Below are 14,840 nucleotides of genomic sequence, written 5' to 3' on the forward strand. Positions count from 1 at the left end.
TTTGAATTAACAAGCTCCGTTTCTTGAGTTACCGCTTTTTCCATACCTCAACGTTTGATTTGGTGTATCATTTGGAAATCCTAGGTAAATCAGTTACAAACAATATGAAGGCTCCGAAATAAGATGAAAAAGCCTCATATATGAGGCCAAATAGTAAAGGCTTTGTGTTGTTTGTCAACCTCATATATGAGGAATTTTACCTTTTTTTGACGCTTAAATAGACGAGAGACCGATTCGTGAGCAGAGAGAAACACGCGATTGAATTTGTTAAATTACTGAGGATAAGAGCGGGCGGCTATCGCCAATTGTATATCAAGCTCCACGGCAAGGAGCCGACAAAACAGCAAGTTAAAAATCTGAATAATCATGTGAATCGAGGTAACTTCAATACCGAATTCATTCTTGATTTGATTGAAGCGTTCGACTTAGAAGAGGTCACGTTAGGGGAAATGTTCAAAGGCTTAAACAAAGAGCCAGAAACAGACGTGAGTACAGCCCAAGCAAAAGGAACATCCCCAAAAAAAGGCACGGCTAAAAGGAAGTAACTGCTAAAATGAAGTAACCGCCCTGCACTCGTTTGATAACACGCCTTGCAGCAATCGTCACATAAGGGTGTTATTATCGGGTTAAATTGTTCTCAAAACATAATCATAAAATGACCGATTACGAATTCAAATTACCCCTTAATGAGCATATTGCCAGACGTTTGCGCTACCTTATCCAGACTGAGCACGATGGTAGTTATGCCAGTTTCTTCACGCAGATTTACCAAGAATCGCCAAGCGATAGCCGGTTGATGTTATTCAAAGCTTATGTTGATGCGGGCAACATTAACGGTATGTTTATGAATATGTTGGCCGAAAAAACAAAAATCGGCCAAGTTTCCTTTAGCCGATTCTTTGATGTGTATGTGGATAATGCGGAACTATTTGGTGATTAGCTGCGAAGCCAGTAAACGAAGCGCCCAAACAAGCCCACCGGTTTGGTTCTATGTGGCTCATAACAGCATTGTTTAATCGCTTCATTCAGTAACAGAATGCCCGCTTCGCCACGATATTGGCTTTCTTCTTCGTCACCTGTGTAGAAGCAAAGGTTCTCAGCGCTGGAGCTTAAAAATACGTTAGTTCGGCGCTTTCTTTTAGATGGCTTATACAAATCAGCAAATTGGTTTACTTTTTTCTGTATGGTATAGCCTTCCGCTGGATCGTCTGTTTCTACTTGGTAAATCTTTGGTAAAGTTAGAGCAAGTAAAACCGTTAGTGTAGTAAATTGTGAAATACCATCTCGTAAATCCCATAATAACCAACTGTTACTTAAGGATGCATTGGCGGTGGCGAGCCCATTTAAAGCTACTACATTACGATCAATATGCACTGCGTAGCCTAATAAAACCTCTAGCGCAAGCAACCCTATCGTGATCGACATGATAACGCGCATTTTCTCTCGGTTAATTAGAAAAAGTCCAACAGCTAAAGCAGCAGAAACTGCTGCATAATATAGGTAATGTGTACTTAATAACTCACTAGCGGGTAAGGAAGAAAGCCACAACGTATTACCTAAATGTGTTGCTGCGTAAACAAAAAGAGCAAATGCACTGCTAATAAATAGGTCTTTTTCGCCTTTTTGATGATTGTACATTGTCGCTACAAATAATAATCCTATATATATCAGCGAGATAATGACCATTACCGATAAACTCATTGTTCGGAAGTCCTGTAATAATTATATTGCCTGAATGAACACCAGAATTACCGCTATCTCCGGTTGTGACATAGTTAAATTAACTTGGGTCAATTGGACCCGGAGGATTACCGCCACCACCACCCGGACCGAGTGGAACAATGACAGGCTCTTCAACTACTACAGGTTCAAACCCTTTAAAAAATGAATTCAAAAAATCATCGAACCAGTCTGAAGCGTGTGCAGGGGTTGCACTGACTAAGGCAAACAACACAATCGCACTCAGTTTTAATTTTTTAGCCATACTGCTACCTACTTATAAAAATTATTGAACGGTCAGTATATTAACCCGCGCATAGGGGGGTAAACAAGTCTATTTTGACCCCTATATTTTCCATCTGTGAAAGTGAATTGCCGCATTTATGAGGAATTTGCCTCTGACATGAGGCCAAAGGCTCATTTGTTGGTCAATACGATTGTGAATTTAATGTCTTTTAATTCGGCGGCTTACGTTATTTTAATGTCCCTGTTTTTTCTGCCAAAAATGAAGGCATTTTACCTTCACATTTGTGAAAAATCGTCCTTAAAAAAATTTTTATCCATCGTGCAAAAGACGACTTTTTGCAGGTTGTTCTTAACCAGATTGGTCATACAATCCGCAATGTAATGAGATTTTATGCCATATTGGGCAAGCGCTTTGTCATCCATATGCCAAATGGTATCGCCTCGGTGCATTCGATACAGAAATTCAAAGCGGCTGAATTGGCCTTGCTCGGTCACTTAATAATAAAAAGCCGACTGTATTGTCGGCTATTGGTACTAAAAATTTATAATGCAAAGCTTAGATGCTTACTCTATATCCTCTAAATATCGAGGCCCGAATGTAGAATAGAAGCGCCATAATTCGGGTTTTCCTACTTGACTACCATCCACATCAATATACATCACAGTGAAAAGTTGTTTGTTTTTTATTCCCTTTTCAACCAGCTCTTGCCAAAATGCAGCAACTTGGTTTGGGTCAACTCGATTGAACGACCTGTTGCAATCTTGGCTTTTAATTTTGCACTGCAATTCAATTGTATAGCTACCTATATTACCATCAGGTACCGCTGCATAAGCATCAAGTTTAAATAGCTCGGCATAGTCGTTATTCTCTTTTAAAGAGTAAAAACGGCTTAGGTCTAACAGGCTTAAATTAAGTTCGTTAGCATGATTAAAAACAAGCTCATTTATCATCTTTACCGATTTCGGTAGAAGCTGCATTCTAACACCTATAGGTGGCGTCGTATTTGGATTAAGTTTACCTTCCCAAAATTCACTTCCTGCTTTCATTAACTTGAAAAAATCGTCTGGGAGAGGATGCTTTTCATCCTTACTTCGGTACTTGTTTTGAGCAAGAACTTGAGTTGAATAAATGAATTGGTGTGGGTCCATTTCAATACTTCTAGCATCGAGTTTAATTTTCTCTAGAAACTCATTAGCTTCGGCGTATTGAGAAAACAAGCCAAGAGAAAATAACAAGGTAAAAACGAATTTCATATTACTACCTATTTAATTTAGATTGCATCGTTCACAGGTTTTTCCGATGTATTCAACAGAGCCAACCCCAACATGATGCCAAATACCTGAAGAGCCCTTATATTCAATGTTGCTATCATTAACAATTCTAACCTCTGCTTTCTTGGTTGCCGGTACGCGTCCGAAAAAAGCAAACCTAACATAATTTACAACTAAAAAATGAGTTGGGTCGTTACAATGATTACCATTACACACGACTTTTATTCTTTCTAGCGCCGATATACCAATGTCGTTCTCATCGAATAAAGGTGAGCCCTGCTTGATAAATTGACTGCGGTTTTCTGCAAAGTAGTCCCAAAATGCGGGTAATTCAATAACAGAAACGCCAATGTAATCGGCTGTTTTACTTAGGGCTTCATTTTGCAACTTTGTAAATTCTAGCCTTATAGCTTCGCGCTCCTCTGGGAGTGCGTGAATCGCTTGAAAGGCAAGGTCGGCAAGTTGTTGATTGTAAATTTCGAACTCGCCCATACGATAATGGTCCTGTTCCAGTATCTCTACATACTTAACACCCGCTTGTTCAAAATATTCAGGTGTATAGGACTTTGGCGCTTCTTGGGATTTCTTAGCGTTAACCGTGCTCCCAACATCAGAAGCTAATAAATTCGGTGATTGAAACGCTAACGTTGCAATGGCAACCGTACTTAAAAGCTTAGTTAATTTCATGTTTTTCCTTAAATCCGTATTAGTTAGAATCGCAAATTATGGTTTTAATAATAACCATTGTAAATACTGATATGTATATAAAGTTAATTAATAAGTGTTGTTTTTATACTCAAGGGAAATTTTGTTAAAGTTTGTCATCAAGTCACTGTTAAACGCTCTGTTTACGGTTAACCAAAGCATCAAGGTGGTCGTGGAGGAGGCTTTATTTATAACGACACAGCCATTGAAACAGGACTGATCGTGAAGAAGGTGTTTCGTTTATCATTAAGAGCGCTTCAAGGATTTATGAATTCGGTATTTCAGTAGATGGATATTCCGCTGAATTGCCCTAATTACAGCAGTATAAGCAAACGGGCTAAGGATTTAGATATCAGTATCAAGTTTCCTGCTTCCGGTGAAATTAAACATTTAGCAATCGACTCAACAGGCTTATAAGTGTTTGGTGAAGGAGAATGGGAAGTTAAAAAGCACGGTATTGAGCAACGCCGCTCATGGCGTAAGTTGCATCTTGCTGTTGACGCCCAGACTCCCGATATCATTCGCGCAATGAACAAGCTTACTGGAATAGGTATGCCTGAAACCTACAAAATGGCCTGAAATGGGGCTGCATTACTGATGCTTTGTCTATGGAGTGAATTGATCAACACGCCCTAATAGTTGTTCTTGTATTAGCAAAGGAAGAGAACAGTTGTTATTTAAGTTGTTAGTATCTATGTAAATCATTGGGCTGTAGATGATCGTGGTTGCGTGAAAATATGATGACCGTATAGAAAACGCTAACGCCATAAGGTGTGAATTCAAATAAAAAGGGCAGCTTAGCTGCCCTTTTGCGTTGCACTCAATTAACTTAGTTAATTAGTTTGCGTTGTACACCTCGAATTCTGCAATTCGTGGTGTGCCATTTGAAGAATTCACTTCAAAGCTCACTTTATACAAGTTTACAGGGCTAAATGTGATCACATCTGGGATTGCATTACCCGAAGTTAACACTTCGCCCGTGTCGTGATTTTTCAGCGTCCAAGAAGTGACGTTACCTTGTGCGCCAGAGGCTTCAATGATGCGTACTGCATTGATTGTGGTATCTAAGCGCTTAACGCTGATTCTTCCTGTGCTGCTAGAGGGAGACCAGTAAGAGCTTAGATCGCCGTCGATAACGTTGCCATAGCTTGTACCGCTTGCTTTCGAGCTACCATCAGCACCACCGCCGATGGATAGGTTCTGACCTAGGTTGGTTGGTGTGTCACCACCACCAGTATCACCGCCACCAGTGTCTCCACCACCTGTATCGCCGCCGCCAGTGTCACCGCCACCAGTGTCACCGCCACCAGTGTCGCCACCACCTGTATCGCCGCCATCTGGAGGCGTAGTAACAGAGCAGCTACCATCAGAAGCCGCTAAGCCTTTGTTTGCACCGGCTGTTGCTAACACGATAGATTTAACGCAATTGGCGTTATCTAAAGAGTACGCGTAAGGGATGCTAATGCTGGTTGTTGATATAGGGTTAGGACCTGCTGGATAATAGTCGTCATCCTCTCCTGACCACGTTACACTAGACGCGAAAATGTTGCCGGAAATATCCCAGTAACCTAATTTGTCTGTGTAGAACGTACCCAGAGGATCTTTCGCGTTTTCAAACACATTGTTTTGTGCTTTCATTTCGCCGCCGATACGTGGGTTCATACCAGACTTGTAAATACCGTCGAAGTAGTTGTTGTATGAGTGAGCCGTTCCGTGACGTAGTAACGGCGTTCTTGAGTCAATATTCTCATAGAAGTTATGGTGGAAAGTGATAGGCCCATTGTTGTCGTCACTGTCACTTGAACCCACTAACCCACCACGACCAGAGTTACGCAAGATGCTGTAAGAAAGAGTGATGTATTTAGAGTTGTTCTTCACATCGAACAACGCATCGTAACCGCCGCTTTCGCCACCGCTTGCTTCTAATGTTGCGTGATCAACCCAAACGTTAGAAACGTTGCTTTCCATCCCGATAGCGTCGCCGCCATTTGAGGTGGGAGAGCCAGATTTCTTAACGTTACGAACGTGTACGTTACGAATGATAATGTTAGAAGAGTTGCGAATGTGGATGCCTAGCTCGTCGAACAATGCGCCACTGCCAACGCCTACTATGGTGACGTTGCTGATGTCCTTAAGTTCGATTTTGTCATCAGCGGTGTTACAGCTATCACCGGAAACCTTGGCGGTATTGCCGTGGTTAACTGTGCCTTCTACTTCAATGATAATAGGCGTATCACTCGACGCCCTTGTACAAAGTGCTTGGTGAATACCGACACCCGAAGAAACACGAATGACTTGACCGCCTGCACCACCTGTTGTGCCACCGTTTAGCTCGGCAAACCCGCCTATGGTATTTGCGTGAGCTTGACCAAACGACATTGCACTGGCAACGATAGTCGCGACTGCGCCAATTTTGCCCAATTTGTTGTATCTCATAATTAACCTCTTAAATTTTAAGCTCAGTAAAATTTGCGGGCTATAGATAACTTGACACGTTAGTCCATCGACTATCGACAACGCTTTAGAGATAGCCGTATCAATACTCCAAAAACACTATAGCCAGTTTTTTGCTGCAAAATGCCACCGGTGGCACACTGGAGCGAGTATAAATCAAGGTAAAAAAAATGCAAACGAGATTTTAACGATATGTAAAAAATGTAAATTGAATGTTACAAGGGTGTCGCGCGGGAACGAGGAGGTGTAGTTATCATACTGAAAAATAAGAATATTTTTTGATGTCTGAGCGAGTCCACTCTACTGCTTTAAGGGGTAAGCGCCGACCAATGACGACAATAGTGACTGGTGTGATATTAAGATTTCACTCGGAATCATTGGTTTGGCATACAGCAAGTTAAAATCAATTAAGCGTGAAAAATCAGTCGCTAGAAGGGTAATTCTTGCTCAATATTTACCTTATGAGGAAAAATATTTATTTTGAGCAGTTGCTCGATATAGCGAAAAAGCATAAATGATGAAAAAGAAATTTGGTTTAAGTTTCAAATCAAGAAGATTAATAATGTAGTGTCATAGAGTGCTATCGCCAAAGGTGTGGCAAACTCAAGTCTTGATGCTGTTGCTTATAGCCTGCTTTTTAATGCTGTTTGATGCGGGTTACTTTGTGCTTCATTACAGTGTTTGAAGGCCATCAAAATCAGTTATTTCTTATATTTCCATCACTTGTACTTGTTGGGGAAATAACGTGGAATGATTGAGTTGTGCACTGCCTAGTGAAGTGAAAGTATGCGTTTCACATTAGGCGAAAGCCAGTGAGTAATATGTTATTTAGGAAAAATAGAGGTTATTTGTTAATTTACGTCTGCTAAATTTCGATGTGAAAAAATAAACTACTTTATCGTAAATTTACGCTTTCTTGTGAATATTAAAGTTGTTATCTTTCAAGTAAAAAATATTACTCAAAATAACTTTTTATCTTTAAAATCCGCTCAAGGGGTATTTATCGATGGCTTTGCGCTTTCGTTTACTTTTAGTTATTACCTTAGTTGCAGCTTTACTTTCTGTTACCACCGTATCTATAGGGACGTATTTAGCTGTCGGTGAAATGAAAGCGGAAGCACTTGAAACTAATCGGCGAGGTTTGCAAGCAAAACGCCACTTAATGACTCAACGAATAGAGGAATACTTTTCTACTATTCAAAAGCAGATTCTTGTGATGGCGAGCGATGTTTCTACTCTTGAAGTAACGCGTGACTTTATTGATGCGTTTGAAGAATATGAATTTCATACAACGCCTGAACCTGCTCTCAAACATTTTTATGCCAAAGTCTTCGCGGACGCTTATCGCAAAAACAATGTTGACGATATTGATGCGCTTAAGCTACTCAATAGGTTGGATGAACAAGGGCGAAGATTACAAACAGCTTTCATTGCTCAGAATCAGCACCCGCTTGGCGAGAAAGATAAACTCATCGGTTTAGGCGACGGGTCAAAATACGATCGTTTGCATCAGCGCTATCATCCTTCTATACGCCATTTTCAGCAACGCTTTGGGTACTACGATATTTTTATTGTATCGCCAGACAGCGGTCACATCGTTTATTCGGTATTTAAAGAGTTGGACTTTGCAACCAGTTTAAAGACGGGTCCCTACAAAAATAGCGGTATTGCCGAAGCGTACAACAAAGCATTAGCGTTACAAAAAGGCGAGGTGTATTTGTCTGACTTCGCACCTTATTTACCCTCGTATAATAATCCCGCTAGTTTTATATCCTCGCCTATTTTCGATGGTGATGAGCGCATAGGCATACTGATTTATCAAATGCCTATTGATGTGATTAATTCAGTGATGACACAGCACGGCGACTGGGAAAGTGCGGGGTTTGGTCAAACTGGAGAAGTGTATCTGGTTGGCGATGATTACACTCTTAGAAATGAAAGCCGCTTTTTCATTGAAGACCAGTCTGCCTATTTAACGGCAATCCAAAAAGCGAATATCGGCGACCCTGAAATCATTCAACAAAAACAAACTACCATCGCCTTACAGCCAGTGAAAGGTGAAAGTGTGGAGCGCGCGCTACAAGGTCAAAGTGGTTTTGGCATTGTTGAGGATTATCGAGGTGTTGAGGTACTCAGCGTATATGGACCCGTAACGTTAGTGGGGCGTCAGTGGGCAATACTATCTGAAATTGATGCTGCCGAAGCGTTTGCCAAAGTTGACTCCATCGCTCAGAGCGTGACTTCCAGTGCCGTTGTGATTGTCTTGCTGGGTGTCATATTCGCAGCCATCATTAGCTTTGTATTGGCTAAACGTTTAACAACCCCGCTGGATGACTTAAAACATCGTTTGGATACGTTAGCGCAAGGTGATGCAGACTTAACTTTAAGGGTTTCTTATTCGGGTATTCCTGAAATTGATGGTATTGGACGCAATTTCAACCGCTTTGTTGAGCAGCTTCAAGGCATTATGGCGAGTGTGAAAGATGCCATTATCACCATCGCATCAAGTGGGACTGAGTTAGCCACGGCATTTGAGCAAGCTAAGGCCACCATCAAAGAGCAAAACCTGAAAGTGCAGTCGGTAACAGGGTCGTTATCTCAATTTTCGGATTCAGTAGTGACGATTTCTCAGCAAACGAAAGAAACTTCTGAATCGACTTCCCAAGCCAGTAATACTACCGCAGAGAATGCCTTGCGGGCGCAGCAGGCGGTCTCCAATATTGAAAGGTTGGTAAAGGAAGTAACAACGTCATCCCAAAATATTGAGCAGTTGCAAGCGAATGTAAAAGACATCCATGATGTGCTTTCTTTAATTGATGCCATTGCCGATCAAACCAATCTACTTGCTTTGAATGCAGCAATTGAGGCAGCTCGGGCTGGGGAGCATGGGCGCGGCTTTGCTGTGGTTGCTGATGAAGTCAGAACGCTAGCGGCAAAAACACAAGAGAGTACCGTTAACATTCAAAAACAAATTGAAGGATTGAATCATTCTACCAGTGTCTCGGTGGACGCGATGACAACGGCTTCTGATTCAGCACAAGAAGGCATTAATTTGGTTCAGGGTGTGGACAGCGATTTGCAACAGCTTCAGCAGATGGTAAATGCATTAGCAAAAGCAAACGAAGTGATTGATGATTCCACAACGAGGCAAACCGATAGTATTGAATCTATACGCGTTGATGCACAGGATTTAGAAACACGCTTCTCTGAATTATCACAGGCTATCGATGCGATTTCTGCCGTAGCAGCCCAGCTTTCTCAAACTTCTGAGGAAGTGAAAACGAATGTCGATCGTTTTAAAGTGTAACGCTCGTTATTTACGTTCCTATGAGGGATCCCAATTGTGTTTGGGGTACCGACCGCGCATCTCCTTAGCAATCTCAATGTATGAGGTTTGCCAGAAGTTCGCTAAGTCGCTCGTGGTTTGAATTGGGCGGCGCGCTGGCGAAAGCAATTCAAATCGCAAGGCTACTTGATTTTGGGCAATACGCACGGGTTGAGTTTGCCCGAACATTTGCTGCAATATTACAGATACCGTTGGCCCTTGGTGCTCATCGTAACGAATAGGAATACGCTTTCCTTGCGGAGTGACATAATGTTCAGGGGCTTCTTTGGCTAAACATTGTTGCTGCTCCCAGCTTAAGTGATGTTGTATCAAGTCAAATACATTCACTTGCTTGAGTTGTTTAATGCTTTCTACCTGCGTGATGTAAGGCAACAACCAGTTATCTAACGTTGCAAGGAGCGAAGTTTCAGATAGCGCCGGAAAATCGTGTATATGTTGCGACAACCATTGCGCCCGTGCCAGCCATTGCGCGCATTTGGGCGTCCAGTTCAAAAAGCTTAATCCTTCAGTTTGCAAAATATCAACAACACATTGAGTAAACTCGGATTTAGGCACGTTATTGATTCGAGTTTGTTGTAAAACGATAGCCTGATAGCGAGTTTCCTTGTTGCCATGAATTTGCTCTTTTTTGGCATCAAGTTGGTAATGAGTGGATTCGGTAGTTTGGTTTTCAAGAAGTGAAGAAATCTGTTGAGAACAAAGCGGGGCACAACTGAAAATCATACCGTCTTTGTTCTTGCCATCACAATCACATACTAACAACCATGTGTGACCAATAAGCGGGTCCTCTTCGCGCAATGCAACGCCTCTTCCGTTAGCGAGTAGGTACTTACTATTTGAATCAGATTGTCGTCGTGACTTTGCGAGCCTATCAGGGAATGCCTTGAATAAAATTGGGCCGCTAAGACTTTGCATGTCGGATAACGAAAGCCTTAGTGATTCAGGTGTTGTAACGCTATCTAAAGCAATATCAACTTTTTGGGCTAGGGCAATAGCGTTGCTACGAACCTGTTCAAGTGTGTTTTTATGAACTCGCCGATCAGCTTTTATGTTGGCGCGATTGAGCAAGTATTCATGAAGTACCAGTAGACGATCGGTAATATCAGCATGACGAGAGTGGATAAAAATGTCTCGCTCGCTCACCAACGCCGCCAACATACAGGCGAGCTTTTTCTCTTTGTCTGTTTTACAGCGCAATAACATGCTTGCAAGACGCGGTGATAAACCCAAGCTGATGGCGGCTTTTCCGAGAGGCGTGATTTTGTTGTGCGTATCCACTAGACCCAAACGACGGTTTAAAGCAACAGCAATATCAAAATGGTGTTCGGGAGGAGCGGTTAACCAATGCGCTTCATGATAGCGATTAATGCCCCAAGCACTTAACTCTAATACCAAGTCAGACAGGTCGCTGTTAGTGATTTCTTCGGGCTGAAAATCGTTGAGTGAACGTTGTTCAGATTCGCCCCATAATCGGATGCAGGTGCCAGCTTGTAAACGTCCTGCGCGGCCAGCACGTTGCGTGGCAGAGGCTTTAGAGATCGGACTGGTTTCGAGTCGAGTAAGGCCGCTTTTGACGTCAAAGTTCAAGACTTTTTCAAGCCCGGAGTCAATAACGCAAGTAATCCCTTCAATGGTTAAACTGGTTTCGGCAATGTTGGTGGCAAAAATAACACGTTGCCTGTTGTCGTTTTCTCGAGATAGCACCTTTGTTTGTGCCGACAAAGGCAAGCCCCCATAAAGCGCAAAGTAGTCAACGCCTTCAAACGGTAATGCCTCAGCTTCTTGCAGACAACGCTTGATATCAGCTTGGCCGGGTAAAAAGACCAACACATCGCCACTTGTGTTCCGTTGTAAATGCGCGGATAGCTGGCGCATAACATGCTCAACCAGCGAGCCAGTGGGCTTGCCTGCATAATCAGTGGTGACAGGGAAAGTACGACCAGGACACGTTAGCACAGGGGCCTGATTTAGATAACCTGAAACAAGATCGGTATCAATGGTTGCCGACATCACCAGTAACTTTAAGTTATCTCGATAAGCGTCTTGTGTTTCGAGCGCCAACATCAGTGCTAAGTCAGCATGAATGGAGCGTTCATGGAATTCATCAAAAATAATCAAACCGATGTCATTCAGTTCAGGGTCTGCTTGCAAACGCCGTGTGAGAACGCCTTCGGTGACAATTTCGAGTTTGGTTTGTGGTGAGGTTTTGCGCTCATTTCGTATTTGATAGCCTATACTTTCGCCTACGTGCTGATTACATTGCTGCGCTAAAAATGTGGCAATAGAACGGGCCGCTACTCGCCTTGGCTCTAACATCACTATCTTTTTGTCTTGTGCAATATTGGCTTTTAAAAGATGCAATGGGACAGCGGTCGATTTACCCGCGCCCGGCTCGGCTTGCAGTACCAGTGACGAATGTTGGTTGAGTAAAGATACAATGCGGGCAAGATGGTCGTTAATAGGTAGCAAAACAAAGCTGCATGATGATAAATGAGTAATCCAATAATACCAGAACACATGGGTAAACGATAAAGCTAGATTGCGATGCGTCGTCTTGAAAAAACGCCCACCTAGAACCTACAAAAGCGGGCGATAGAGCGAAGTGCGATTAATGCTTTTCTTGATCTGAGTGGGCAATGTGATCGAGGAAATACCAAACAAAATACCCACAGATGGCAACAACGATACCTACTCCGAGTAATGAGCCCCAAACAACGGGATCGTTTAATAACATTTGCATGTCATTCACCTTAATTGGCTTGTTTACTTAACGTATGCGTTTAGTTTAGAGGCTCAGTGAGGCGAGGAAGTGATCTGGATCAAGTATAAAAAAGCCGCTAATAAAAGCGGCTTGGGAAATTGATCTAACGCAAATTAGTCGGTTAGAGCTTAAAGCCTGATGTGGCTTTTTTCAGTTTTTTGGATGTTTCGTTGAGGCATTCAGCCGTTTTTGCCACATTGTTCATTGCAGTGTTATTTTCTTTCGAGCGAGAGGTAATTAACTCGACACTAGAAGACAATTCATTAGAGGCCAACTTCTGCTCAGACAAGGCTTTAGCAATTTCAGAAACCAATTCTTGTACTAAAGAAGTTGCTTTGTTGATGTCTCCAATAGACTCGCGCGTAATTTTGGTGGTATCAACCACCAAGCTTGAAGTTTCACAGCTATTCTTCATGCTGATCACTGTCGATGCGGCATTTTCTTGAATATCTGAAATCATCACGGCAATTTTTTCGACGGAGCTGGTGGTCGTCGCAGCTAAGTTTCTAACTTCATCCGCAACTACAGCGAAACCTCGCCCTTGCTCTCCGGCGCGTGCTGCTTCGATGGCTGCGTTTAGCGCTAGCAAGTTAGTTTGTGCAGCAACATCCTGAATCACACCGGTGATACTGGTAATTTCTTTAACTTGTTCTGACAAAGATTCCACTTGCTGGCTGGTGGATTGTAATTGCTCAAAAACCTGTTGAATGCCCGCTTCTGCCTGAGACACATGACCCGAACTGATACTGGCCGCTTTTTCTGCCTCTATCGCTCTACCGTTGGTATTCTCTGAATTGCGGCCAATGTCCTCAATGCTAACGAGAATTTGCCCCAGCACCGATACGGAGTTAGTTAACCCATGCATTTGTTCGGCGATACTCTGAGCCGTATTATTTGAGGCTTTTTCCAGTTGTTGACCATAGTCGTCTACTTTGTTTGCGGCTTCCATAATACCGCCAATCATATTGGATAAAGCGGTACGCATTTGTTCCATGGAATTAGAAAGCATGCCAAATTCATCTTTTCTAATACTAAATTCGCTTGGTGTTAAGTCTCCAGAAGCAATCTTTTTAGCGGCTTCCATATTTTCATTTAATGGGCGAGTGATGCGTTTTTGGAACCATATCGAGAATAAAACATAAAGAATAATAGAAGTGATATATAAAAAGCTTAAAAAGGTTTGTAACGTAGAAAGTCCCTGTTGAGAGCTTTTATATTCTTTTTCAGCAGAAGCGCCAATTTTGACTAATAATTCTTGAATTGCCCCAGAAAACTCGGCGTATTGTGGAATTGCAGCGGTTACAATACGAACAATAGAGTCCCAGTCGTTGTTTTCCATTACGGTAACAATGGGATAACCACCTGCGTCCATGTAACTATCGTATTGTTTCTTTAATTCGCGAATTTCAGCAACATGAGGAACGTCATTATTGATGTAATTAAGCACAACTTGCCAGCCTTGCTCTGCTTTTTTAATTTCGTTTTTTACGGTATTTAAATGCAGTTCATAGGGGTGGGCATGGTAGTGTGCAACACTTAATTTGTTATCGTGCATAAAGCCAGCGTAGGAGTGAAAGCGCGCATTTTTCAATGCACCATCAATTGCTACGAGCTGCAATAGCACATTCGAGTTGATGGCGTTAGTTCTATCTAAAGCTCTTGCGCCTTCACTTGAAATCCAATTCAGTGCCACTATCGGGGTTAAGAGTAATATAACAACCGCAGCAGCATGGAACATTAGCGTATTCTTCACAGAAATGTTCATTTTGCATCCTAATCATTGATGACCGAAAAAATAAGTGACATAGGTAAATAAGTACCCTTGTTTATATTGTTTAAGCATGCTTTTGGACCCATAAAAATGCCTACTGGGTTTAACGCTTTTTTGCTTTATGTAATATATTGTCACAAATTTTACCATGTGGTAAAGGTAAAATATTTATTATTTTGCATGTAGATAAATATATTTCGGAAATTGTAGTAATGCGTTGTTTGATTAGGGGATATGAGTGGGCAAAGAGAGTGATTTTTATCCTTCAGTGAAACAAGCTGCATGATACTAACAGAAGGGCCTAGCTGAATGCGAGCGAATCACGTTAAGGATCAGGAGAAGTATTTCTTGCCGTACCAGTCTTTTCGATTGGATAGTTAAATAGCCGAAATAACAAAGTAGTGAGAACAAACAGAAGCGTGCTGAAATGAGTAAATATTGGGCTAGAAATAAAATTTACATGCTTTGATGAGATATGAAAAGTTGCTCACTAGCTCTTGGTAAAATGCCATTGCTTTATTCCTATCTATAAATTGCGTTAGGTGATAGCTCTGAGTTGTACAAGT

Annotated in this window: 11 protein-coding genes and 1 pseudogene; 4 read left to right on the plus strand and 8 right to left on the minus strand. The window is 42.0% G+C overall.

From position 1 onward, the window contains the following. Positions 1–236 precede the first annotated feature (236 nt). Positions 237–545, plus strand: a complete 309-nt coding sequence (locus HJG39_RS17450) for a hypothetical protein (RefSeq protein ID WP_268411344.1) — start codon at positions 237–239, stop codon at positions 543–545. 110 nt (positions 546–655) lie between these two features. After that, a complete protein-coding gene (locus HJG39_RS17455; protein ID WP_268411346.1) occupies positions 656–940 on the plus strand; it encodes a hypothetical protein in 285 nt (94 codons plus the stop codon). Here HJG39_RS17455 and HJG39_RS17460 read toward each other — a convergent pair. The 4 genes from HJG39_RS17460 to HJG39_RS17475 all read right to left on the minus strand — a co-directional run bounded on the left by HJG39_RS17460 (position 937) and on the right by HJG39_RS17475 (position 3,924). Continuing rightward, a complete protein-coding gene (locus HJG39_RS17460; protein ID WP_268411348.1) occupies positions 937–1,701 on the minus strand; it encodes a hypothetical protein in 765 nt (254 codons plus the stop codon). The two genes, HJG39_RS17455 and HJG39_RS17460, sit on opposite strands and share 4 nt — an antisense overlap. Before the next feature lie 79 nt (positions 1,702–1,780). Beyond that, complete coding sequence (locus tag HJG39_RS17465; RefSeq protein ID WP_268411351.1) at positions 1,781–1,984, minus strand: hypothetical protein; 204 nt, start codon at positions 1,982–1,984, stop codon at positions 1,781–1,783. 545 nt (positions 1,985–2,529) lie between these two features. Continuing rightward, positions 2,530–3,219: a hypothetical protein gene (locus HJG39_RS17470; protein ID WP_268411355.1), complete on the minus strand. Its 690-nt coding sequence runs from the start codon at positions 3,217–3,219 to the stop codon at positions 2,530–2,532. A gap of 12 nt (positions 3,220–3,231) precedes the next feature. After that, positions 3,232–3,924: a hypothetical protein gene (locus HJG39_RS17475; protein ID WP_268411358.1), complete on the minus strand. Its 693-nt coding sequence runs from the start codon at positions 3,922–3,924 to the stop codon at positions 3,232–3,234. 186 nt (positions 3,925–4,110) lie between these two features. Between HJG39_RS17475 and HJG39_RS17480 the strand changes: the two are divergent. Beyond that, positions 4,111–4,488, plus strand: a pseudogene (locus HJG39_RS17480) (transposase); the annotation flags it as partial. Between the two features lie 291 nt (positions 4,489–4,779). On the opposite strand, the gene HJG39_RS17485 reads toward HJG39_RS17480, so the two are convergent. Continuing rightward, positions 4,780–6,321: a pectate lyase family protein gene (locus HJG39_RS17485; protein WP_268411431.1), complete on the minus strand. Its 1,542-nt coding sequence runs from the start codon at positions 6,319–6,321 to the stop codon at positions 4,780–4,782. Positions 6,322–7,402: 1,081 nt separating this feature from the next. Between HJG39_RS17485 and HJG39_RS17490 the strand changes: the two genes are divergently transcribed. Further along, on the plus strand, positions 7,403–9,703 hold the full coding sequence (locus HJG39_RS17490; protein WP_268411361.1) for a methyl-accepting chemotaxis protein: 2,301 nt from the start codon (positions 7,403–7,405) through the stop codon (positions 9,701–9,703). Between the two features lie 18 nt (positions 9,704–9,721). Here the strand turns inward: HJG39_RS17490 and hrpB are convergent, their stop codons facing one another. The 3 genes from hrpB to HJG39_RS17505 form a co-directional block, all read right to left on the minus strand. Next, complete coding sequence (gene hrpB, locus HJG39_RS17495) at positions 9,722–12,211, minus strand: ATP-dependent helicase HrpB (protein ID WP_268411365.1); 2,490 nt, start codon at positions 12,209–12,211, stop codon at positions 9,722–9,724. 139 nt (positions 12,212–12,350) lie between these two features. Continuing rightward, on the minus strand, positions 12,351–12,482 hold the full coding sequence (locus HJG39_RS17500; RefSeq protein WP_268411368.1) for a DUF3149 domain-containing protein: 132 nt from the start codon (positions 12,480–12,482) through the stop codon (positions 12,351–12,353). A 142-nt stretch (positions 12,483–12,624) separates the two neighbouring features. Further along, positions 12,625–14,268 carry a methyl-accepting chemotaxis protein gene (locus HJG39_RS17505; RefSeq protein ID WP_268411371.1) on the minus strand — a complete coding sequence of 548 codons (1,644 nt, stop codon included), beginning with the start codon at positions 14,266–14,268 and terminating at the stop codon, positions 12,625–12,627. Positions 14,269–14,840 lie beyond the last annotated feature (572 nt).

It is taken from the genome of Alteromonas sp. a30 (assembly GCF_026788005.1).
Classification (GTDB): Bacteria; Pseudomonadota; Gammaproteobacteria; order Enterobacterales; family Alteromonadaceae; genus Paraneptunicella.

Coding starts and splice junctions, on each gene's coding strand:
- HJG39_RS17460 (WP_268411348.1), bottom strand. CDS start 1,701: ATGAGTTTATCGGTAATGGTCATTATCTCGCTGATATATATAGGATTA.
- HJG39_RS17465 (WP_268411351.1), bottom strand. CDS start 1,984: ATGGCTAAAAAATTAAAACTGAGTGCGATTGTGTTGTTTGCCTTAGTC.
- HJG39_RS17490 (WP_268411361.1), top strand. CDS start 7,403: ATGGCTTTGCGCTTTCGTTTACTTTTAGTTATTACCTTAGTTGCAGCT.
- HJG39_RS17485 (WP_268411431.1), bottom strand. CDS start 6,321: ATGTCGTTTGGTCAAGCTCACGCAAATACCATAGGCGGGTTTGCCGAG.
- HJG39_RS17470 (WP_268411355.1), bottom strand. CDS start 3,219: ATGAAATTCGTTTTTACCTTGTTATTTTCTCTTGGCTTGTTTTCTCAA.
- HJG39_RS17505 (WP_268411371.1), bottom strand. CDS start 14,268: ATGAACATTTCTGTGAAGAATACGCTAATGTTCCATGCTGCTGCGGTT.
- HJG39_RS17455 (WP_268411346.1), top strand. CDS start 656: ATGACCGATTACGAATTCAAATTACCCCTTAATGAGCATATTGCCAGA.
- HJG39_RS17500 (WP_268411368.1), bottom strand. CDS start 12,482: ATGCAAATGTTATTAAACGATCCCGTTGTTTGGGGCTCATTACTCGGA.
- HJG39_RS17475 (WP_268411358.1), bottom strand. CDS start 3,924: ATGAAATTAACTAAGCTTTTAAGTACGGTTGCCATTGCAACGTTAGCG.